Source organism: Aeromonas sp. 1805, from assembly GCF_013085525.1.
In the GTDB taxonomy this organism is placed as follows: Bacteria; Pseudomonadota; Gammaproteobacteria; order Enterobacterales; family Aeromonadaceae; genus Aeromonas; species Aeromonas hydrophila.
The window spans coordinates 4,067,056-4,087,687 of sequence record NZ_CP038515.1 but is presented as its reverse complement, the minus strand read 5'-3'; the positions used below and the strand labels follow the sequence as shown (position 1 = coordinate 4,087,687).

Here is a 20,632-nt window from a genome sequence, read left to right as displayed (position 1 = left end):
CGTCAGAACAGGTAATTGAGCTGCAGACCGGCTAGCCAGGCGTCCCCTTCCGAGGTGCCCTGGAAGGTGGAGGTGGTCTGCGGGATGCCGGGTTTGAGCTGCATGGTCTCGCTCACGTCCACTTTCTTGCCATCGATGAGCGTCACCCCCAGATCCAGCGAGAGATTGCGATCGATCTGATAACCAACCCCGGCGCTGTACCAGACCCGATCCGAGTCGGGGATGGAGATGGTGCGGCGATCCGCCGGGACCGGGCTGCGGTCGTAGGCAAGGCCGGAGCGCAGCTGCCATTGCGGTGCCAGCTGGTAGGTCAGGCCCAGCGCGTAGCGCCAGCTGTCTTCCCAGTGCTCGTCCTTGATGTGCATGACACCGTGGTGATCGAGCTCGGATTCCAGCTGCACGAACTTGCTCCAGTTGGTCCAGTTGATGCTCGAATGCAGGGCCAGCGCCGGCGTCAGCTGATGGAACAGGGCCAGCTCGGCGGTGGCGGGCAGCGGCAGATCCAGGCTGCCGGTATCGGTGAAGGGCTGCCCGTTCTGGTCGATGCCGATAGCGTCGCCGGAGAGTTTCAGGGTGACGTCGTGGCGGTAGGAGAGGCCGATGCGGGTCGCTTCCGAGAGCTCCAGCAGGGTGCCCAGGTTCCAGCCCATGGCCCAGCCATCCCCTTTCAGGTGCTTGGCGATCTGGTTGTTGGACGGGAAAGTGCCGCCCACTTCCCCTTCGCCCTGAATGGCGGAGAGGCCGGCGCCGACGGACCAGACGCGGTTGACGCGGTAGGCCAGCGACGCACCCAGATCCACGGTCTTGATGTCGGAGACATTGCCGAAGTGACCGGCATTGTAGTTGTCCGGCATCTTGACGCCGAGCCCGTAATAGGAGGTGGCAGCCAGCCCCAGGCGCCACTGATCGTTGAGCGGCACGATGAGGTAGGCGTTGGGCACCCAGGCATCATCGGCGATGTCGTGGGCCGCCGCATCCAGGCTGACCGGCCCCTTGGGGGTCGGCACCCGGGTGGTGCCCTCGATGTTGACGTCGGGGTGCACATAGATGAAGCCACCGGAGAAGGCCATGGTATCGAAACGGGTCATGGCAGCGGCGTTGCGGGAGAGCACACTGGCATTGTCGGCGATGGCGGCTTCGCCGGCGAAGGCGCGGCCCATGCCGGTGGCGGATTGTTCGGCCAGCTGAAAACCGGCCGCCTGGGCCTGGCTCGACAGCACCAGCAGGGTGATAAGAGACGGCTTCATGATGGAGTGCATTGCATTGTCCTTGAAAATGAACCTGAAGTTCGATCGTTCTTATGGTTGGAGGCAGGATTTTATATGGTATGACCAGTAAGGCAACGGGCGCGGGGGCGAGGGGATGAAAACGGGATTAAATGCTGGGGGATGTGCTGCTAATAGCTTGATAAAAAAAGAAAAGCGTACAGTTGTTTACTACAGATGTACGCTGAAACATGAATTTGGAATAAAAAAAGAGCGCCCGCAGGCGCTCTGGTCAATTCGCTGATTATCAGAACTTCATGTTGAACTGAGCGGAAGCGAGGAAGGCGTTGCCGTGGGAGGTGCCTTTCCAGCGCAGCGCTTCATTGCTTTCGACCAGCTTCTCGTTGACGTCCACTTTCTTGCCGTCGAGATAGGCCATGCCGAAGTCGACGCTCATGTCCTTGTCGATGTGGTAGGTGGCGCCAGCGCTATACCATACGCGGTCGGAATCCGGGATGCTCAGGCTGCGGTATTCCGGCTCGATCGGGGTGTTGTCGTAGGCAAAGCCGATACGAGCTTCCCAGGACGGGTTGACGTACCAGGTACCGCCCAGAGAGTAACGGGTGGAGTCCTTGAACTTCTCCGGCTTGTAGAGGCAGACGCCGGCACCGTCGGTGCTGTTGCACTGACCGCTGGTGGCCTTGAGCTCCTGGAAGGCGCTCCAGTCGGTCCAGTTGACGGAGTAGTGCACGGCAAACTGCTGGTTCAGACGGTGGTAACCGGCGAACTCGGCCTGGGCCGGCAGATCCAGCGGCAGTTCACCACCGACGGTCTTGAAGCCGGAAGAGGTGCCCTGATAGTCACCCTTGAACTTCAGGTCTACCTGGGAGCGATAGGTCAGCGCGAAGCGGTTGTTCTCGTTCACTTCATACATGGTGCCCACGTTCCAGCCGTAACCCCAGTCGTCGCCCTTCAGGTGGCTGACGATGGTGTCCTTGCCGATACCCGGCACGCTGCTCAGCGGCGGCACGGCGGCCAGTACGCCGGCGCGGCGGTTCAGTTCAGCCTTGGCATAGACCAGGTTCAGACCGGCGCCGACGCTGAAGTGCTGGTTGACGCGGTAGGCGATGTTCGGGTTGATGTTGAAGGTGAGCAGTTCGGTGTTGCCGGCAATGGAGCCACCGTTGAAGTTCTCGGTGTACTCGGTCGACAGACCGTAGTTGGAGAACAGGCCGATACCCCAGGCCCACTGGTCGTTCAGCGGCTGGATGAAGTAGGTGGCAGGCACGAAGGCGCTCGGCGCGATGCCGCTTTCGCTGGCACCGGCCATCTTGGCGGAGCCTGCATAGATGTCACCATTTACATCCACGTCCGGCTTGATATAGGTACCGGAGACAGAGAACGCCATCTTGTCAAACTGGGTCATGGCTGCCGGGTTGCGGGACAACACGGAGGCGTTGTCCGCCACGGCGGCTTCCCCTGCATACGCACGGCCCAGGCCGGAGGCTGAGTGTTCGTTCAATTGGAACGCGGCGGCGAAGGTTTGGGTACTGGCCAGGGTGACGGCGGCAGCGATCAGGCTCTTTTTGAAAAAGGCAGTTGTCATAGTGTTCTCTCTTGTAGGCAGATTTTCCGTCGGCATCAGGGCTATTTTGCCTCTGTATGTGACAAGATCTGTTGTTATTTCAGCTTCTTCCCATTCAATTCTGGCGTGATTCTATGGATCTGGTAGGAGGTAAGAAATCAGACCAGTGACAGCAGAATACATAAAAGTTTCCAGAGTGTTAATCATTTGTTTGAATTCGCCGCTTAAATAGTCTCTTTTACCATTAATTGGATAAAAAACACCCACATACAGCGATCTGCATCACAAAAATATTTTTGGGTATTTGCGGGGAATGAGCGGCGAATAGGGGAGAATCGTGACGGGAAAGGAGATAAACGGGCAGCCAACCGGATTGGTCTGCCCGTTGGCTTGACCCGCTACGAGGCGAGTCAAGATTGGGTTAATGCCTGTTAAATCGACCAGTGCAACCGGGATTCCAGCTGCTCTGCCACCGGCGCCAGCGGCTCCTCCATCCCACCGATCAGCACCATGTTGGCCCCCTTGAGTTGCAGGATCTCGCCCTTGAGCTGGCCATCTTCAAAGGTGGGCTGCAGGGTGAGTGGCACGTGCTTGGGCACCAGGAAGAGAGTGACCGGGCCCATCTTGCCCTGCAATACCATGTGCAGCGCCGGCCCCTGATAGAAGGAGCAGTGGTTGACATAGGTGATCTTCAGCCCCTGCATGCCCATCAAGGTCGCGCCATATTTCTCCATCTTGGCGTTGATGGTGCGCAGGCTCACCTGCTCGTCCACATCCTTGATGAAGGGCTCCTCGCCATAGACGTGGGCCATGGCGACCTGGGCCAGCGAGAGCTCGTCGGGAGCGGCCAGCGGCCAGCTCAGCCAGCGGGTGCTCATGCCGAGCAGAAAAGCAACCGAGGCAGCCATCGCTAGCGCACGCCAGTTGCTGCGCGGGCGCACCGGCAGGGAAACCACCTGCGGCTGATCGGCTTCCAGCGCCTGTCTGAGCAGGATGCGCTCGGCCAGACCGGCCGGCACCTCGACCTCCATCGCTCGCTGCAGGCTGCGATCGAGCTGCTTCATCTCGTCCAGATGCTTGCGATTGGCGGGGGAGCGCTGGGCCTGCTCGAGAAATGCGGGATCCTGCTCATGTGGATGGGCTATGGCCCGACGGCGAAATTCCAGCTCATCCATTGGTGTGTCCTCTCTGTTGGGTCGTTGACTCCATGGCCTCTTTTATCTGGTTGCGGGCCCGAAACAGGCGAGTCATGACGGTGTTCTTGTTGAGCCCCAGCTGCGCCGCTATCTCGTCGCCGCTAAAGCCCCCCAGCACCTGCAGCAGCAGGGGTTCCTGATATTCGGCCGGCAGGCGGGCGATGTGGCGTCTGAGCCACTCGTTCTCCATCTCCTGCTCGCTGTGTAGTGCCTCCTGATCGCTCTGGGGATGCTCGTCGAGATCGACGAGGTCAAACTGCTTGCGCTCGAAGCGGCGTGCATTTTCCCGCCGCAGTATGGTGATAAGCCAGGCCTTGGCGGCCTTGTCGTCGAGCAGGGAGTCGATGCTCTTCCAGGCGCGCAGAAAGGTCTCCTGCACCAGGTCTTCCGCCACTTGCGGATCCCGGCACAGCCAGTAGGCGTAGCGGTAAATGTCCCCGTGCAGGGCATGTACCAAGGCTTCGTATTTGGTTTGTTTGTCTGCCATGCCTCCATAGACCGGGGAGGTCGTGGGATCCTTTCCGACCGTGGCACCTTTTTTTCTGAAAAAACCTAAAGCCATCGCTGGGCTTCCTTATTTGAATGAAGGCCAGGATCAACCGATCCTGGCCAGTTGCCTGAGGCCATAGGCTATCGCAAAAGTTTCGTGACCGCATAGGGTGCTGGCAAAGTCCGCCCAGGTTTGCGGGTGGCTCTCAGCAGGGGAAGCGGCGGCAAAACACGCGCGCTCCAGAGTGGCGAAGTGGGGCGCAAGGGCGGGATCGCGGCGACAGGGCAGGGCATCGAGGTGGGGATGGGGCAGTGACCAGCGCAGGCGGGCCCATGCCAGCAAGCGGGCCCGGATCTGCTCGGCATTGGCCCGACACAGCGCCTGTTGCAGGCGATAAAAGGCGTGCCAGCGCGGCCCGTGGCGCCAGCAGGCGCGCAGCAGCAGAGCCCAGATGACCCACAGCAGGCTCTCGTCATTCGGCCCATCCTGCGCCGGCTGCGCCTGCGTGCTTGCGGCGATGTGCAGGGGCGTGGTGGCCAGCCGAGCGTATTCGATGCGCCCGCGCTGGGTGTTGAACCAGGCCAGCTCGATGGCGGGCAGCAGGTAGTCACCGGGTTCGTCCATGGTCAAGGCCTGGCGCCACTCGCGCTCGAAGCGCAGCGTCCCCTTGGCGAGATAGCGCTCCTGCTGCTGCTCCCCATCCGGTCTGGCCCTGATGCCGGCGGGCAGGCCGGATGAGCCGAGCAGACGTGCCAGATTGAGGCGGTTGCCATCACCCCCCTCCAGTGTGAGAGTCAGGGTGCGGATCACCGGCTCACCCGCTCTGGCTGCCGTCGGGGGATCCAGCCGCTGGCTCAGGGTGAGCTGGCTCGCCACCGGTTGCAGCGGGGGCTCGTCGATCTGCACGAACAGGGTGGCTGCCCGGGCCGAGAGCGGGTCACTGCCCCCGTCATCTTGCGGCAAACGCCCCTGAAAGCGGGGAGACTCCAGTGGATGGCGCCCCGCTTCTTTGGCCTGCAGCAGCCAGCTGCGGGTCAGGCGGCCGGGCAGGCCGGGGCTTGCCGGTGGTTGCCACTGATCGTTGCCGAGGCGGCGAATGGTGAAGTCATCGCTGGCCGGCTCGGTGAGGTTGGGGGCCTCCATGTTGGCCGGCAGCCAGAGGCTGAGCTGATAGACAAACGGCTGGCCGGGGTAGAGCGGCCCCTGTTGCAGCACCCGGGCCTGCAGTTCGATGGGGGAGATGGCAGGTGCTGGCGCCAGGTTGCCGGCTTCGCTGCGTGGTGGAAAGGGGATGGACGGCGTCTGCTCCCCCCCCAGTGGCAGGGCCGGCACCTGCTGCGGACTGGTATCCAGCAGGTGCAGAGGGATCTGCCAGCGGGTCAGGCTCTGCTGCGGGGCGCTGATCCGGCTCATGATCACCTTGCCCACCGCAAACTGGCGCAGCAGGGGGGTGATGGCTAGCTCACTGCTCTGGCGCTCGCCGTCCGCTTCGATGATCAGCAACCAGTCGCGGCGATCGGCCCCCGGCAGCAGCTCGGCCCGGGGCGGGGCGGCAAAAACCTGCGCCGTCATCAGCCAGAGCAGCAACAGGCACAGGGCATGGCAACGAGTGAAGAGGCTGTTCACCAGGGATCCTCTCCTTTCAAGGTGCCAGGGGCGAGGCTGCGGTCGGCCTCCTGCTGGCGCCTGCGTTGATCTTCCTTGCGCAGCCGCTGCTCCAGCAGCAGGACGGGAGGTGACGGAGGCAGGGGAGCATCCGGGGTGGCGGCCTGCTCGGGGGCATCGATGGGCTTGGGATCCTGCGCCTGTGGGGTTGCCTCGGGCGGCTGGGCGCGCAGCAAGGTCAGGTTGTAGTGTGCATCCTGATGGCTCGGCTCCAGCGCCAGCGCCGCCAGATAGGCCTGCTCTGCCGCCGCCAGCTGACCGAGCTGCACCAGGGCATTGCCCCGGTTGTAGTGGGCAGTGGCCGTGCTGGCCCGACCATAGGCGGCGGCCGCCTTGGCGTAGTCGCCAGCCCGATACCAGGCATTGCCCTGCCAGACGGGATCGGCAAAGGCGCGGGCGGCCTCCTGATAGCGCTTTTGCAAGAAGGCCTGCCAGGCCTGATTGTCATGGGCAGCAGGCGGGATGGCCGTCGATAGCGGGCTGGCTTGCAGGGAGGGGGGCGTCAGCAAGAGCGCCCCCACCAGCACCAGCCAGAGGCTGCCAATGCGGGCCAGCAGCGCCAGCGGCAGCAGGGGTAGCAGCAGCCAGGGACCGAGATCCATGGCCTGGTGCGCGCCTGTGGTCTGGCTCATGGGCAGGGGGGCAAAGCGTGGTGCCCCCTGTTGCAGCCACTGCAGTTGACCGCCGAGATCGCCGGCCAACTGTTGCAGGGTGGCCACGTCGGGGGCCGGCAGGGCGCGACCGAAGCCACTGCCCATGGCGGTGGGCAGGCGACTGGCCTGGCCGCTATTGGCCAGCAAGACGTCGAGGCGCGCTTGCACCTGTGCGTGGCAAAAGAGGCTGCCCTGGCAGGGCCACACCGCCTTGATCCGCTCGGCCTGACGGGCGGTCAGGTCATCGGTGATCAGCAGCAGGCGGGCCTGCTGGCCGGCGGGGATCTGCTTGAGCGCCAGTGCCACCGCGCGCTCGGGCGCGCTGCCTTGCCTTGGCATGATGGCCGGGCGCAGGTCGGGTAGCAGCAGGGCGAGGGCCTGGTGATCCCGGGTCGGCGGCATGGCGAGGTAGGCATCCCCGGCAAACAGGATGAGGGCGATGGGATGGGTCGCTTCCTGCTGCGCTCGGTCAGCCAACAGATCCTGCAGCAACACTCGCACCCGGGTGGCCCGGTCTGGCAGCAGATCGGTGGCCAGCATGGAGCGGGAGAGATCCAGCAGCCAGATGTCGAGGGCCGGGCTCGGAACGCTCTGGCTCTGCTGGCGCAGCGCCGGGCCGCTCAAGGCCAGGATCAGCGGCAGGCAGGCCAGCCAGAGCCAGGGAAAGTGGCGCCGCTGCCCCGGCAGCAGATAAGCCTGCATGGCGGGGGCCAGCAGCGGCGCCTGGCGACGACGGCGCCATCCCTGCCACAGCCAGGGCAGCAGGGCCAGCAACCAGAGTGGGCGCAGCAGGGTGAGCTCCATCATGAGGCGCCTCGGGACGGGCTGTCAGGTACAGTGGCTTTGCGGCTCAGCCGTAGCGGCCAGCGTAACCGGGCGGGCCAGCTCAGCAGCAGCCAGGCCAGCGCCAGCGGCCAGGGGTAGAGCTCCTGGTTGGGACGATAGCGGGTCTGCGCGGTGGCGACGGGCTCCAGGGTATCCAGCGCCTGATTGATGGTCTCGAGATCCCCCTGGGTGCGCGCCCGGAAGTAACGGCCATGGCCCACCTCGGCCAGTTGTTGCAAGAGGGCTTCGTCGAGCTCGGCGCTGGGGTCGCTCTGGGCCGGGGCCTGCGCGGGGGTCATCGCCTCGGCAAAGGTATCCGGATCGGCGCCCACTCCCAGGGTATAGAGGCGAATGCCTGCTGCAGCGGCCTGCTTGGCCTCGTTGAGGGGATCGGCGCTGCCGGCGGTGTTGCGCCCGTCGGTGACCAGCAACAGGGCGGTGGAGCGATCGGGGGCCTTGTGCTGGCGAGCGAGCAGGATGGCCTCGCCAAGGGCGGTGGTGCGTCCCACCAGCTCGAAATCGAGCTCGCGGGTCAGACCGAGCAGGGCATTGGTCTCCTGGGTCAGGGGCGAGAGCAGGTAGGCGTGATCGGCGAACACGATGAGGGCGATGCGATCGCCAGGGCGGGCGGCGATGAGCCTGTCTATCTGCTGGCGCACCGCGCTGAGCCGGTCTTTTTGCTCCCCTTCATCCAGCATGTCCTGGGTGCGCATGCTGTCGGAAAGATCCACCGCCAGAATGAGATCCCTGCTGCTCTGGTAGCTCACCTGAGGCGGCTCCTGCCACTGGGGGCGGCAGAGCGCCAGCACCAGGGCGCACCAGCACAGCGCCATCCGCCACAGAGGCTGGCCGGCATGGGGGCGCAGCAGGGGAAAGCCGGCATGGGTCAATACGCCAGGATCATGTGCGCCGCGGGGGCGGGGGGGCAGACCAAAGCGCACCAGCAGCGGCAACACCAGCGCCAGGGCAAACCAGGGCCAGGCGAGGATCATGGCCGTCTCCCTGCGCGCGCGTCGCTGGTGCGAGTTCGCCCCCGCCGCCAGCGAGTGCGCAGGTCCAGCAACCAGGCTGGCGGGCAGATGCAGTGACGTCCCCAGGCGAGGTAGGCCCGGCGCAGCGCCTGGCGTTGCTGCGCATCCGGGCTCTGACCACCGTAGAGCCAGGCAGACCAGTGCGGGGCCAGCTCGCGAAAGCGGCTGCCCCCCAGAGCATCGAGACCCAGAGAATCGAGCCCCAGAGAATCAAGAAAGACGAGCCAGGGCTCGCCTTGCAGTACGGCCGCCTCGGGCCAGCGGGGCAGCACGGCCTCGCGCAATACATCTTGCAGCTGGGGCACCAGATCGGGGGCCTGCCAGTCGAGCTGTCGCCGCCAGCGGTGATAACGCAGCAGGCTCTGCACGCCGAGGATGATCATGGCGCCGACCAGCAGCGCGATCAGCAGCCACCACCAGCCCAGCAGGCGCGGATCAGAGGCCAGCTGCAGCGGCGGGCCGGGGTGAATGTCGCGCAGCTGGGCCGCCAGCGGCGAGGTGGGGACGCTGCTACCCGGCACGACGCTGGCGAGCCAGTTCAGAATTGGCGGCATGCCCCCTCCTGCCACTGGCGTTGCAGCGGCTGGCCGTTGTCGAGCCGGTAGAGACGCTGCACCAGCGGCAGCAGTTGCTGATGGTTCTGGCGGGCCAACTGCTCGGCGGCCGCTTGATAGCGCCAGGCGAACCCCGGTTCGCCGGCCTCGAGCCAGCCGCTCTGCTGGCCGGCGCGCACCGCCAGACGCCCCTGGGCGGGCAGGGCTGCCTCCAGCGGATCCCGAATTTGCCAGCAATGCAGGTCGTGGCGCCGGCCGAGCAGTTGCAACTGGCGGCAGAGCGCCTCGTCGAGGGGGCTGTGGTCGGTGATCAGGGTCAGTCTGGCGCCGTGGGGCAGGTTGAGCCGGGCCAGGGTATGGGCCAGGGCGTGGGGGGGCGGCGTGCGCGCCAACCCCAGCCGGTAGTGGTGGCAGAGGGCCTCCAGCAAGGGCACCAGGGGGCCGCGCTGGTGTTGCAGATGCGGCTCCACGCCGTGGCAGATCAGGGTGTTGGCCTGCTTTTCGCCTTGCCATAGCAGGGCGGCGGCCAGCTCGCAACCCAGGCGCGCCTTGAGCTGGTGGCAAGAGCCGAAGTACATGGCCGGAGAGAGATCGAGCAGCAGCCAGTGGGCCTGATCCTGCTCTTCGCTGTAGAGCCGGGTATAGGGGCGACCAAGACGAGCGGTCACCCGCCAGTCGATATGGCGCACCTCGTCACCGGCCTGATAGGCGCGCAGCTCGCGAAAGGTGAGCCCCGGCGTACGGCCAAGCCGGCCCTGCGCCACTGGTTGAATGCGCGAGCGTGGCCCCTGCCGGGCCCACAGCCTGATCGCCAGCAGTCTGGCGAGCGGCATGGCGATATCGGGATGGGCGAGGGGATCGACGGCGCTCGTCATGGCAGCAGGGCCCGCACAGAGGAAACGAGCGGGCTCAGGGGCATGGGATCGTATCCAGCAGCAGGGTGATGAGCGCCTCGTTGTCGAGGTTGTCCGCCAGCGCCTGATAACTGGGGATGAGGCGATGGCGCAGCACGGCCGGCGCCAGCTGCTGAATGTCTTCGGGCAGCACGAAATCCCGTCCGGCCAGCCAGGCTCTGGCGCGAGCCGCTCTGGCCAGACCTATGCTGGCCCTGGGGCTGGCGCCCACCGCGACCAGGGGTTCGAGTTCCGGACACAGGCCGCTGCCCGGACGGGTGGCGCAGACCAGCTGCACCAGATAGTGCTCGAGGCGCCCCTGCATCTGCACGGCCTGCACCGCGCTGCGGGCCGCCAGCAGATCGGCCTGGCTCAGGGTGAGCGGCGGCGTCGGCAGGGTGTCGCCGCGGGCGTTGAGCTGGAGGATGGCCAGCTCCATGGCGGGGCTCGGATAGTCCACCAGCAGCTTGAGCAAGAAGCGATCGAGTTGGGCCTCCGGCAGGGGATAGGTCCCCTCCTGCTCTATCGGGTTCTGCGTGGCGGCCACCATAAAGAGCGGCGGCAGGCGCCAGCTCTTCTTGCCCACGGTGATCTGATGCTCGGCCATCGCCTCCAAGAGGGCGGACTGCACCTTGGCCGGCGCCCGGTTGATCTCGTCCGCCAGCACCAGGTGGTTGAAGAGGGGGCCGGGCTGAAACACGAAGCTGGCATCCTGGGGATGAAACACCTCGCTGCCGGTGAGATCGGCAGGCAGCAGGTCTGGGGTGAACTGGATGCGGGCGAAGCGCCCCTCCACCGCGCCGGCCAGCGCCTTGACGGCCCGGGTCTTGGCAAGACCGGGGGCACCCTCGATCAACACATGTCCTTCACATAACAGGGCGATCAGCAGCCCCTCGATGAGGGGGCCCTGTCCCAGAATTTGACTACCCAGATAGTCCCCAAGCGCTCTGAACTCGGCCGCTGCCATGCAATAAACCCGTTGTTTTCATAGAAGTTGATCTTTTTATACTCCAGTTGGCGCACAAGGGCGAGGGAGGGGGCCAAGATGGCGGCAATTTAGTTTCAATCAGCCGTATGAAATTTGTGAGTGGATTGTTAAGATGTGGCGCAATGAGGTCAGACCTCTCCCTTTAGTCTTCTCGTTTAACCAAGGAGCCAGGATGAAAGAGCCATTGAAACTGACGACTCGCCAGGGCGAACGGATTGCCGTCGTGGCGGGTTTGCGCACTCCCTTTGCCAAGCAGGCCACCGCCTTTCACGGCGTGCCTGCGGTGGATCTGGGCAAACTGGTGGTGAGCGAGATGCTCGCTCGCACCGATCTCGATCCCAAGCTCATCGACCAGCTGGTGTTCGGCCAGGTGGTACAGATGCCGGAAGCCCCCAACATTGCCCGCGAGATCGTGCTCGGCACCGGCATGAGCGTCAGCACCGATGCCTATAGCGTGTCGCGCGCCTGCGCCACCAGTTTCCAGGCCGTTGCCAACGTCACCGAATCCATCATGGCCGGCACGGTGGACATCGCCATCGCTGGCGGCGCCGACTCCTCCTCCGTACTGCCCATCGGGGTGAGCAAGAAGCTGGCCCGCGCCCTGGTGGATCTCAACAAGGCCCGCAATCTGCAGCAGCGTTTCAATATCCTGCGCCAGTTGCGAGTCAAGGATCTGCTGCCGGTGCCGCCCGCCGTGGCCGAGTACTCCACCGGTCTCTCCATGGGGCAGACCGCCGAGCAGATGGCCAAGAGCCACCAGATCAGCCGCGAGGCGCAAGATGCGCTGGCGCACCGCTCCCATACCCTGGCGGCCCAAGCCTGGGCCGATGGCAAGCTCAGTGGCGAGGTGTTTACCGCCCATGTGCCTCCCTACAAGGCGCCGCTGGAGCGAGACAACAACATCCGCGAAAGCTCGGATCTGGCGAGCTACGCCAAGCTCAAGCCGGTGTTTGACCGGGTGCATGGCTCCGTCACCGCCGCCAATGCCACCCCGCTCACCGATGGCGCCGCCGCCGTGCTGCTGATGCGCGAAGGGCGGGCCCGCGAGCTGGGCCTCGAGCCGCTCGGCTATATCCGTAGTTTCGCGTTTTCTGCCATCGACGTGTGGCAGGACATGCTGATGGGCCCCTCCTACGCCACCCCGCTGGCGCTGGATCGCGCTGGCATCACGCTGGCCGACCTGACTCTGATCGACATGCACGAGGCCTTTGCCGCCCAGACCCTGGCCAACCTCAAGATGTTTGCCAGCAAAGAGTTTGCCCAGAGCAAGCTGGGTCGCGATCAGGCCATCGGCGAGGTGGACATGGACAAGTTCAACGTCCTCGGTGGCTCGCTGGCCTTTGGTCACCCCTTTGCCGCAACCGGTGCGCGCATGATCACCCAGACCCTGCACGAGCTGCGGCGCCGGGGTGGGGGATTGGGGCTTAACACCGCCTGTGCGGCGGGTGGTCTCGGCGTGGCCATGGTGTTGGAGGTAGAGTGATGAGCGAGAAGACTTTTTCCCTGGCGGTGCGCCAGGATGGCATCGGCATTCTCACCATGGATGTGCCGGGCGAGAGCATGAATACCCTGAAGGCCGCCTTCGTGGAAGAGATCCGCGCGGTGCTGGCCGAGGTGAAAGCCAATAAAGAGCTGATCGGCCTGGTGGTGGTCTCCGGCAAGAAGGACTCCTTCATCGCCGGCGCCGACATCAGCATGCTGGCGGCCTGTAGCAGCGCCAAGGATGCCGAGTCGCTGTCGCGGGAAGGGCAGGTGATCTTCGCCGAGATCGAGTCGCTGCCCATCCCGGTGATCGCCGCCATTCACGGCCCCTGCCTCGGCGGCGGGCTGGAGCTGGCACTGGCCTGCCATGGCCGGGTGGTCACCGATCACGGCAAGACGGTGCTCGGCCTGCCCGAGGTGCAACTGGGCTTGCTGCCGGGCTCCGGCGGGACCCAGCGTCTGCCGCGTCTCATCGGGGTGGCCAAAGCGCTCGACCTGATGCTGACCGGCAAGCAGGTGCGGGCCAAGCAGGCCAAGAAACTGGGGCTGGTGGACGACGTGGTGCCGCCCTCCATCCTGCTGGAGGCCGCCATCAAGCTGGCCAAGAAGGGCAAGCCCCGTCACGAGCTCAAGCGGGATCTGCAGGGCAAACTGCTGGAGACCAACAAGCTTGGCCGCAAGGTGCTGTTCGATCAGGCCCGTAAAGGGGTGAAGGCGAAGACCCGCGGCAACTACCCGGCCCCGGATCTGATCCTGGAAGTGGTGCGCATCGGGGTGGAAGAGGGGATGCAGGCCGGCCTTGCCGCCGAGTCCCGCCACTTTGGCGAGCTGGTGATGACCAGCGAGTCCGCTGCCCTGCGCTCCATCTTCTTTGCCACCACCGAGATGAAGAAGGAGGTCACCTATCAGGGGGCCGAACCGCGCACGGTGGGTCACGCCGCCGTGCTGGGCGGCGGTCTGATGGGGGGCGGCATCGCCTTCGTCACCGCCACCAAGGCGGGCGTGCCGGTGAGGATCAAGGACGTGGCCAGCAGCGGCATCGGCAATGCCATGCGCTACAGCTACGACATCCTGGCCAAGAAGCTCAAGCGTCGCCAACTGCTGCGCAGCGAGCTTGAGAAGCAGATGAGCCTGCTGACCGGCACCCTCGACTACTCCGGTTTCCACCGGGTCGACATGGTGGTGGAAGCGGTGTTCGAAGATCTTTCCCTCAAGCACCAGATGGTGAAGGACGTGGAGCGTGAGTGTGGCGAGCATACCGTGTTTGCCTCCAACACCTCCTCTCTGCCTATCCACCAGATCGCCTCGGCGGCGGCGCACCCGGAGCGGGTGGTGGGGCTGCACTACTTCAGCCCGGTGGACAAGATGCCGCTGGCGGAGATCATCCCCCACGCCGGCACCAGTGCCGAGACGGTCGCCACCACCCTGGCCTTTGCTCGCGCTCAGGGCAAGACCCCCATCGTGGTCAAGGACGAGGCGGGCTTCTATGTCAACCGCATCCTGGCGCCCTACATGAACGAGGCGGCGCGCCTGGTGCTGGAAGGGGAGCCGGTGGAGGTGCTGGACGGCGCCCTGCTCGATTTCGGCTTCCCGGTCGGCCCCATCACCTTGCTGGACGAGGTGGGGATCGACGTGGGTGCCAAGATCTCCCCGATCCTCGAAAAAGAGCTGGGGGGCGAGCAGTTCCAGGCCCCGGCGGCCTTTGACAAGCTACTGCAAAACGATCGCAAGGGGCGCAAGAACGGCAAGGGCTTCTACCTTTACGGCAAGGCGGCCCCGCGCAGCAAGCTCACCGGCAAAGAGGGCAAGAAGACGGTGGACGAGAGCGTCTACGGCGTTCTGGGCATCTCGCCCCAGGCCAAGCTGGCCAAGGCGGAGCTGGCCGAGCGCTGCGTGCTGATGATGCTCAACGAAGCGGCCATGGCGCTGGACAGCGGCGTGGTGGCCTCGGCTCGCGACGGCGACATCGGCGCCATCTTCGGCATCGGCTTTCCGCCGTTCCTGGGCGGCCCGTTCCGCTACATGGACAGCCTCGGCATCGAGCATCTGGTGGGGCGCCTTGAGCACTACCAGAAGCGCTACGGCGACCGCTTCGCCCCCTGCGATCGCCTCAAGGCGATGGCGGCGGAGCAGCAGCGCTTCTATTGAGGGCGCGCCGCTCGCGGCAACAGGCCAACCGACAAGGAGGCGACCCCGGGGTCGCCTCCTTCTTTTTGGCGCCGAGATGGAAAATGCGGGGGCAGCAGGCTGACAACTGGTTGAATCCCGTCCATATTTTTCCTCGGCAAGGGATAAATTGTTGATCCAACTCAAACTAGCCCCCTATTTATTACTTTGGTGGCATAGGACTCAGGCGCTGGTTGGGGTCAAATAGCATCATCAGGAACGGGGGGATAACCCCGTCACGAAAGGGACACCCATTTCACTGGATGAAGGACACATAATGAGTCTGCTTGAACAAACCATCTGGACTGTATTGGGATACGGGGCCATGCCCTTTATCTTCCTGAGCGGGTTTGTGGCGGTGGCAGTGACCTGCTGCTTGCTGCTCAATGCCTTCGGGGTCAAGTCCGCCGAGAAGTGATCCGCTTCTTTCGTTCATACCGCCAAATGCCAGTCTTCGGACTGGCATTTGTTTTTTGAGCCTTGGCAGGCAGTTATCTGCGCTCCAGGGGCCAAATGTGTGCTGCTTGAGGTCGAACCGGCCGCCGATTTTGATTACACTGGCGCGCAGTTTTTCGTTTCGGCCCGTTTCCCAAGGTATTCAAGGTTTTCTATGGCTCTCAAGGCAACCGTATTCAAGGCTCAGCTCAGCCTGTCCGACATGGATCGCAATCTGTATCAGGACTTCTCTCTCACCCTGGCCCGTCACCCCTCCGAGACCGACGAGCGGATGATGATCCGGCTGGCGGCCTTCGCCTGGCACGCTGCCGAGCGGCTGGAGTTCACCAAGGGCCTCTCCGCCGATGACGAGCCGGAACTCTGGCGCAAGAACTATTCCGACGAGATTGAACTCTGGATCGAACTCGGCCAGCCCGACGAGCGCCGTCTCAAGAAGGCGTGCAACCGCTCCCGTCATGTAGTGCTCTACCTCTACGGCGGCCGTGGCACCAGCGTCTGGTGGAAGCAGAACCAGGGCAAACTCGGCCTGCACGACAACCTCACCGTGATTGAGCTCTCCGACAGCCAGACCCTGCCGCTGACCGAGATGGTCGAGCGCACCATGCAGCTCACCTGCACCATCTCCGATGGTCAGCTCTGGGTGAGCAACGGCCGCCAGGAAGTGACTCTGGATCCCGTGCTGCTGATGGGAACCCCCGCCCGCGAACTGTAAAGGACTCGCCCATGTTCAGCGCGCTGCTCAATATCGTCATTCCGGTGTTTGCGGTGGTGGGGCTCGGTGCCCTCTACGGCCGGTTGCGTCCGGGCTGCGCGCTGGGTTACGTCAACCGGGCCAATATCGAGTTGTTCACTCCGGCGCTGGTGTTCTCGGCGCTGGTCAAATACCCGCTGGATCTGATGGCTCACCTCTCGCTCATCGCGGCGGGGGCCCTGGTGATCCTGCTGCCGGGGCTGCTGCTCTCCCTGCTCAGGCTTCGCAGCATCAGCCGACCGGCCCTGATCCTGCCCGCCATGTTTCGCAACACCGGCAACCTCGGCATTCCGCTGATGGTGCTGGCCTTCGGCGAGCAGCAGTTGGGCGCCATCATCATACTGTTCGTGCTCTCCAACCTGCTCCACTTCTCGGTGGGCATGTTCATCCTCTCGGCCAACACCTCCCGCTGGCTCTGGCTGCGCAGCCCTGTGCTGTGGGCCGCCCTGGCGGGCCTGCTGGTGGCCAATCTGCACATCCCGCTGCCCGAATACCTGGTGACCAGCGCCTCTCTGCTCGGCCAGATCTCGGTGCCCTTGATGCTGTTTGCCCTGGGTATTCGGCTGATGGAGGGGGAGCTGGATCACCTGGGGCTCGCCCTCAAGTGCAACCTGCTCTATCTGCTGGCCGGCGGCATCTCCCTGGGGCTGGCGGTCTGGCTGCTGCCGCTGCAACCGGCCTGGATCCCGCTGCTGATGCTGTCGGTGGCGCTGCCCCCGGCAGTGCTCAACTACATGCTGTGCGAGCAGTACCAGTGCCAGCCCGAGAAGGTGGCCAGTATCGTGCTCGGCGGCAATGCGCTCTCGGTCCTGGTGATCCCGCTGGCAGTCTGGCTGGCCCTGCATCTGGGCAGCTGAGGCGTGCTTTCTCACCGTTTTCGCGCACAGCAGATGATGTGGGCGGCCTGCTCCTTGGCTTTTCTCTTCCTCACTCTGCGCCAGCTCTCACTCCGGGATGCGGGGTGGGTGCAAGTTCCCTTTTCGTGATCCTCGGCGAAGTCGCTGCCATCGAATTGGCATAGTATCTGGCCAGCATGAATCCCACCCGGGGTGGGAGCCAGGGGATTTACAACATGATGTCCGTCAGTAACCAATGTTTGTTGATGCAGATCCAGCCCACCATTTTGCGCTTTGCCAAGATGCTGGCCAGCGTGCTGCAACTGGAAGTGGAAATCGTGGACGCCAACATGGTGCGGGTGGCGGGAACCGGCCCTTACGGCAAGTTCTTCGGTCGCCAGCTGGAGGGGGACTCCCGCCTGTTGCGCTACGTCATCGAGCATCAGCGCGAGAAGATTGTCACCCACACCAGCGAGGATCCGGTCTGCGAGGGGTGCAGCTGCAAGGAGAGCTGCCGGGAGCGGGCCTTTCTCGGGGTGCCCATCATGGTGGAAGAGAACTGCATCGGGGTGATCAGCCTGGTGGCCTTCAACCCGGAGCAGCAGGCCCGTCTCAACAACAACCTGCAGGAGGTGTGCGACTATGTGCAGCACATCTCCAGCATCTTCGTGGCCAAGCTGCTCGACTCGCGCGGCCTGTCGGACGGGGTCAACAAGGTCTTCCTCAGCCTGATGAACCACATGGATCAGGGCTGCCTGCTGCTCGACGAGAAGAGCCAGGTGCTCTACGCCAACGAGGTCGCGCTCAAGCAGCTCAACTGCCAGCAGGAGGCGCTGCTGGGCTGCGAGATAGGGCTGCGGCCGCTCACCTTTGCCCAGCAGGGGTTGACCGGCCACCTGCAACACATCGTCACCCTGGGGGATCGCCAGGAGCTGATCATCGGCCAGTTGCACCACGTGCAGGGCCAGCAGCTGTTTCTGATGGCGTTTCATCAGTCCCACGGCACGCCGAGTCAGCCGCTGGAGCCCGATGAGGGAGTCAGCATGCTGATCGGGGAGAGCAAGCCGATGCGAGCCCTGAAAAAGCTGCTCCATCGCATCGCCCTGAGCCCCTCCAGCGTGCTGGTGTGCGGCGAGAGCGGCACCGGCAAGGAGGTGGTGGCCCGCGCCATCCACCGGCTCAGCCCGCGCCGCGACAAGCCCTTCATCGCCATCAACTGCGCCGCCATCCCCGAGCAGCTGCTTGAGAGCGAGCTGTTCGGTTACGTGAAGGGGGCCTTCACCGGCGCCTCCAGCACCGGCAAGCAGGGGCTGATCCAGGCCGCCCAGCAGGGCACTCTGTTTCTCGACGAGATAGGGGACATGCCGCTCACCATGCAGGCCAAGCTGCTGCGGGTGCTGGAGCTGCGGGAGGTGACCCCCATCGGCGCCAGCCGGCCGGTGCCGGTGGACATTCGCATCATAGCCGCGACCCATCAGCATCTGGAGCAGTACATCGCCGAGGGCAAGTTTCGCGAGGATCTCTTCTATCGCCTCAACGTCATTCCCATCCACCTGCCGCCCCTGCGCGAGCGGGAGGGGGACGTGGCGCTGCTGACCCACTACTTCCTCAACCTGCACACCAGCCGCATCGGCTTGCTGTATCCGGGGCTCAGCCCGGAGGTGATGGCTCTGCTGGAGGGCTACCGCTGGCCCGGCAACGTGCGCGAGCTCAGCAACCTCATCGAGTACCTGGTGAACGTGGTGCAGGCGGGGGAGGTGATCGAGAGCATCCTGCTGCCCCCCAATATCCTGCGCAACCAGCGCAGCGGGGCGGACGAGCCGTCACGCAGCACGGTGCAAATCGCGCGCATGCCGCTCTCGCCCGACCCTTATTCCCATGGCGTGCTGGCCGACCCTGCGCTCAGCCCTGCCGCTGGCAACCCGGCATCGGCCACGGGGGCGCCTTGGTCATCGCCAGAGGCAAGCCTGCCAGAGCCGGCCGCCGGTCAGGTAGAGCGCGGGTTGGCGCTGCCACTTGGCGAAAACGGGCTGGAGAACATGGAAAAGCAGATGATAGAGGAGACCTTGCTGCGCCTTGGCAACAAGAAGCTGGCCGCCCAGGCACTCGGGATCGGCATCGCCACCCTGTATCGCAAGATAAAGAAGTACGAGATAGCCGTGCAGGCCTGAGCCCGCTTCGGGTCGCCTGGCGGCCCCGCTTCACCGCGCCGCGACCGACAATTGCGGCGTTATCATTATGAGAATGTGACCCCGCTTTCTATCAATTGGCAGGCTCTGGTGATAGCCGGACTGATAATTATCAGGGCCGGCTTGGTCTCTTCTCGCCCTATTCTCGCGCTATTTCAGTGGCGCTCAGTCATCCGCTGGAAAATAAGCCGGCTCACCTGCCTTGGCGGGGCGCCATATAGCTTAAGGCTGTGCGCCGGCTCACATTCAAGACGCCTTTTCTGGTTATTTCCCGCTTATTTATGCGTTGGCACGCTTATTGATTGCCCTTATTTGACGCTGACCGATGAACTCACCCAATGGCCCTTGTTTCGGTGACCTGTGAGTGGAAGGGGAGCAATGCATTTCTCATCAACAGATTGGGGCTAACAATGAAAGCAGTGAACCAGTTAATCAAAGAGATCAATGAACTCAAGTCCAACCTGCATGAAAAAGACTTCCTGCTGACCTGGGAGCAGACCCCTCAGGAGCTGGCGTTGGTGCTCAAACTGGCGGAGGCCCTCAAGGGACTGCGCGCCGAAAACATCGCCACCAAGCTGTTCAATACCGGTCTTGGCATCTCGGTGTTTCGTGACAACTCCACCCGTACCCGTTTCTCCTACGCCTCCGCCCTCAACCTGCTCGGCCTGACCCAGCAGGATCTGGACGAGGGCAAGTCCCAGATTGCCCACGGCGAGACCGTCCGTGAAACCGCCAACATGATCTCCTTCTGCGCCGATGCCATCGGCATTCGCGACGACATGTACCTGGGGGCCGGCAACGCCTACATGCGTGAAGTGGGCGCCGCGCTCGACGAGGGGTTCGAGAAGGGAGTGCTGCCCCAGCGCCCGGCGCTGGTCAACCTGCAGTGCGACATTGATCACCCGACCCAGTCCATGGCTGATCTCGCCTGGTTGCAGGAGCACTTCGGCAGCTTGGAGAACCTCAAGGGCAAGAAGATTGCCATGACTTGGGCCTACTCGCCGAGCTACGGCAAGCCGCTCTCCGTGCCGCAGGGCATCATCGGACTGATGACCCGCTTTGGCATGGATGTGACCCTGGCCCACCCGGAGGGGTATGACCTGATCCCGGACGTGATCGAAGTGGCCAAGGAGAATGCCAAGGCCTCCGGCGGCAGTTTCCGCCAGGTCACCTCCATGGAAGAGGCGTTCAAGGATGCCGACATCGTCTATCCCAAGTCCTGGGCGCCCTATCAGGTGATGGAGCAGCGCACCGAGCTGCTGCGGGTCAACGATCACGCGGGCCTGAAAGAGCTGGAGCAGCATTGCCTGGCACAGAACGCCAAGCATAAGGATTGGCACTGCACCGAAGAGATGATGGCCCTCACCAAGGGGGGCGAGGCGCTCTATATGCACTGCCTGCCGGCGGATATTTCCGGCGTCTCCTGCAAGGAAGGGGAAGTAAGTGAAGGGGTATTCGAGAAATACCGGATCGCCACTTATAAAGAGGCGAGCTGGAAGCCCTATATTATCGCCGCCATGATTGTCGCCCGTAAATTCTCGGCACCGGGCGCCGCCCTCGAAGGCTTGATAAAAGAGGCGCAAAAACGCGTCAAATAATGGCCTGGCCGGGCGGGAAATAAGTCCCGCCCGGCCGTCGTCATCACGCAATTATTGTCACGGGTTCTC

Annotated in this window: 17 protein-coding genes; 7 read left to right on the top strand and 10 right to left on the bottom strand. The window is 64.0% G+C overall.

Features of this window, described 5'->3' with window-relative positions; all coding sequences use genetic code 11:
* Positions 1-2: 2 nt before the first annotated feature.
* The 10 genes from E5E96_RS19040 to E5E96_RS18995 form a co-directional block, all read right to left on the bottom strand.
* On the bottom strand, positions 3-1,259 hold the full coding sequence (locus E5E96_RS19040; protein ID WP_171282855.1) for an OmpP1/FadL family transporter: 1,257 nt from the start codon (positions 1,257-1,259) through the stop codon (positions 3-5).
* Between the two features lie 253 nt (positions 1,260-1,512).
* Positions 1,513-2,811: an outer membrane protein transport protein gene (locus E5E96_RS19035; protein WP_024945328.1), complete on the bottom strand. Its 1,299-nt coding sequence runs from the start codon at positions 2,809-2,811 to the stop codon at positions 1,513-1,515.
* A 410-nt stretch (positions 2,812-3,221) separates the two neighbouring features.
* On the bottom strand, positions 3,222-3,965 hold the full coding sequence (locus E5E96_RS19030; protein ID WP_171282854.1) for a DUF3379 domain-containing protein: 744 nt from the start codon (positions 3,963-3,965) through the stop codon (positions 3,222-3,224).
* Positions 3,958-4,548: a sigma-70 family RNA polymerase sigma factor gene (locus tag E5E96_RS19025; RefSeq protein ID WP_017408325.1), complete on the bottom strand. Its 591-nt coding sequence runs from the start codon at positions 4,546-4,548 to the stop codon at positions 3,958-3,960. The genes E5E96_RS19030 and E5E96_RS19025 overlap by 8 nt, the downstream gene beginning before the upstream one ends.
* Positions 4,549-4,581: 33 nt before the next feature.
* Positions 4,582-6,048: a BatD family protein gene (locus tag E5E96_RS19020; RefSeq protein ID WP_171283257.1), complete on the bottom strand. Its 1,467-nt coding sequence runs from the start codon at positions 6,046-6,048 to the stop codon at positions 4,582-4,584.
* Between the two features lie 50 nt (positions 6,049-6,098).
* Positions 6,099-7,598 (bottom strand): tetratricopeptide repeat protein, encoded by a 1,500-nt coding sequence (locus E5E96_RS19015; RefSeq protein WP_171283256.1) that lies wholly within the window; start codon positions 7,596-7,598, stop codon positions 6,099-6,101.
* Positions 7,598-8,611 (bottom strand): VWA domain-containing protein, encoded by a 1,014-nt coding sequence (locus E5E96_RS19010; protein WP_171282853.1) that lies wholly within the window; start codon positions 8,609-8,611, stop codon positions 7,598-7,600. The genes E5E96_RS19015 and E5E96_RS19010 overlap by 1 nt, the downstream gene beginning before the upstream one ends.
* A complete protein-coding gene (locus tag E5E96_RS19005) occupies positions 8,608-9,204 on the bottom strand; it encodes a DUF4381 domain-containing protein (RefSeq protein WP_171282852.1) in 597 nt (198 codons plus the stop codon). The genes E5E96_RS19010 and E5E96_RS19005 overlap by 4 nt, the downstream gene beginning before the upstream one ends.
* Entirely contained in the window at positions 9,189-10,079 is an 891-nt protein-coding gene (locus E5E96_RS19000; protein ID WP_171282851.1) for a DUF58 domain-containing protein, read from the bottom strand. The genes E5E96_RS19005 and E5E96_RS19000 overlap by 16 nt, the downstream gene beginning before the upstream one ends.
* Before the next feature lie 34 nt (positions 10,080-10,113).
* Positions 10,114-11,064: a MoxR family ATPase gene (locus E5E96_RS18995; RefSeq protein ID WP_171282850.1), complete on the bottom strand. Its 951-nt coding sequence runs from the start codon at positions 11,062-11,064 to the stop codon at positions 10,114-10,116.
* Positions 11,065-11,257: 193 nt separating this feature from the next.
* Here E5E96_RS18995 and fadI point away from each other — a divergent pair, with 193 nt between their 5' ends.
* The 7 genes from fadI (at position 11,258) to ygeW (ending at position 20,563) form a co-directional block, all read left to right on the top strand.
* Positions 11,258-12,568, top strand: a complete 1,311-nt coding sequence (fadI, locus tag E5E96_RS18990; RefSeq protein WP_024945337.1) for an acetyl-CoA C-acyltransferase FadI — start codon at positions 11,258-11,260, stop codon at positions 12,566-12,568.
* Positions 12,568-14,715: a fatty acid oxidation complex subunit alpha FadJ gene (gene fadJ, locus E5E96_RS18985; protein ID WP_171282849.1), complete on the top strand. Its 2,148-nt coding sequence runs from the start codon at positions 12,568-12,570 to the stop codon at positions 14,713-14,715. The genes fadI and fadJ overlap by 1 nt, the downstream gene beginning before the upstream one ends.
* Positions 14,716-15,010: 295 nt before the next feature.
* Positions 15,011-15,151 carry a TIGR02808 family protein gene (locus tag E5E96_RS18980; RefSeq protein WP_005301193.1) on the top strand — a complete coding sequence of 47 codons (141 nt, stop codon included), beginning with the start codon at positions 15,011-15,013 and terminating at the stop codon, positions 15,149-15,151.
* 192 nt (positions 15,152-15,343) lie between these two features.
* Entirely contained in the window at positions 15,344-15,901 is a 558-nt protein-coding gene (locus E5E96_RS18975) for a YaeQ family protein (protein WP_016350817.1), read from the top strand.
* An 11-nt stretch (positions 15,902-15,912) separates the two neighbouring features.
* Entirely contained in the window at positions 15,913-16,797 is an 885-nt protein-coding gene (locus tag E5E96_RS18970) for an AEC family transporter (RefSeq protein WP_171282848.1), read from the top strand.
* Between the two features lie 215 nt (positions 16,798-17,012).
* Entirely contained in the window at positions 17,013-18,947 is a 1,935-nt protein-coding gene (locus E5E96_RS18965; protein WP_171282847.1) for a sigma 54-interacting transcriptional regulator, read from the top strand.
* 428 nt (positions 18,948-19,375) lie between these two features.
* The gene (gene ygeW, locus E5E96_RS18960) at positions 19,376-20,563 is read left to right on the top strand and encodes a knotted carbamoyltransferase YgeW (protein WP_171282846.1); all 1,188 of its coding nucleotides are present in this window, start codon (positions 19,376-19,378) and stop codon (positions 20,561-20,563) included.
* Positions 20,564-20,632 lie beyond the last annotated feature (69 nt).

Coding starts and splice junctions, on each gene's coding strand:
- E5E96_RS19030 (WP_171282854.1), bottom strand. CDS start 3,965: ATGGATGAGCTGGAATTTCGCCGTCGGGCCATAGCCCATCCACATGAG.
- E5E96_RS19020 (WP_171283257.1), bottom strand. CDS start 6,048: ATGACGGCGCAGGTTTTTGCCGCCCCGCCCCGGGCCGAGCTGCTGCCG.
- E5E96_RS19010 (WP_171282853.1), bottom strand. CDS start 8,611: ATGATCCTCGCCTGGCCCTGGTTTGCCCTGGCGCTGGTGTTGCCGCTG.
- E5E96_RS18970 (WP_171282848.1), top strand. CDS start 15,913: ATGTTCAGCGCGCTGCTCAATATCGTCATTCCGGTGTTTGCGGTGGTG.
- E5E96_RS19005 (WP_171282852.1), bottom strand. CDS start 9,204: ATGCCGCCAATTCTGAACTGGCTCGCCAGCGTCGTGCCGGGTAGCAGC.
- E5E96_RS18975 (WP_016350817.1), top strand. CDS start 15,344: ATGGCTCTCAAGGCAACCGTATTCAAGGCTCAGCTCAGCCTGTCCGAC.
- E5E96_RS18965 (WP_171282847.1), top strand. CDS start 17,013: ATGATGTCCGTCAGTAACCAATGTTTGTTGATGCAGATCCAGCCCACC.
- E5E96_RS18980 (WP_005301193.1), top strand. CDS start 15,011: ATGAGTCTGCTTGAACAAACCATCTGGACTGTATTGGGATACGGGGCC.
- fadI (WP_024945337.1), top strand. CDS start 11,258: ATGAAAGAGCCATTGAAACTGACGACTCGCCAGGGCGAACGGATTGCC.
- fadJ (WP_171282849.1), top strand. CDS start 12,568: ATGAGCGAGAAGACTTTTTCCCTGGCGGTGCGCCAGGATGGCATCGGC.
- E5E96_RS19040 (WP_171282855.1), bottom strand. CDS start 1,259: ATGCACTCCATCATGAAGCCGTCTCTTATCACCCTGCTGGTGCTGTCG.
- ygeW (WP_171282846.1), top strand. CDS start 19,376: ATGAAAGCAGTGAACCAGTTAATCAAAGAGATCAATGAACTCAAGTCC.
- E5E96_RS19025 (WP_017408325.1), bottom strand. CDS start 4,548: ATGGCTTTAGGTTTTTTCAGAAAAAAAGGTGCCACGGTCGGAAAGGAT.
- E5E96_RS18995 (WP_171282850.1), bottom strand. CDS start 11,064: ATGGCAGCGGCCGAGTTCAGAGCGCTTGGGGACTATCTGGGTAGTCAA.
- E5E96_RS19015 (WP_171283256.1), bottom strand. CDS start 7,598: ATGGAGCTCACCCTGCTGCGCCCACTCTGGTTGCTGGCCCTGCTGCCC.
- E5E96_RS19000 (WP_171282851.1), bottom strand. CDS start 10,079: ATGACGAGCGCCGTCGATCCCCTCGCCCATCCCGATATCGCCATGCCG.
- E5E96_RS19035 (WP_024945328.1), bottom strand. CDS start 2,811: ATGACAACTGCCTTTTTCAAAAAGAGCCTGATCGCTGCCGCCGTCACC.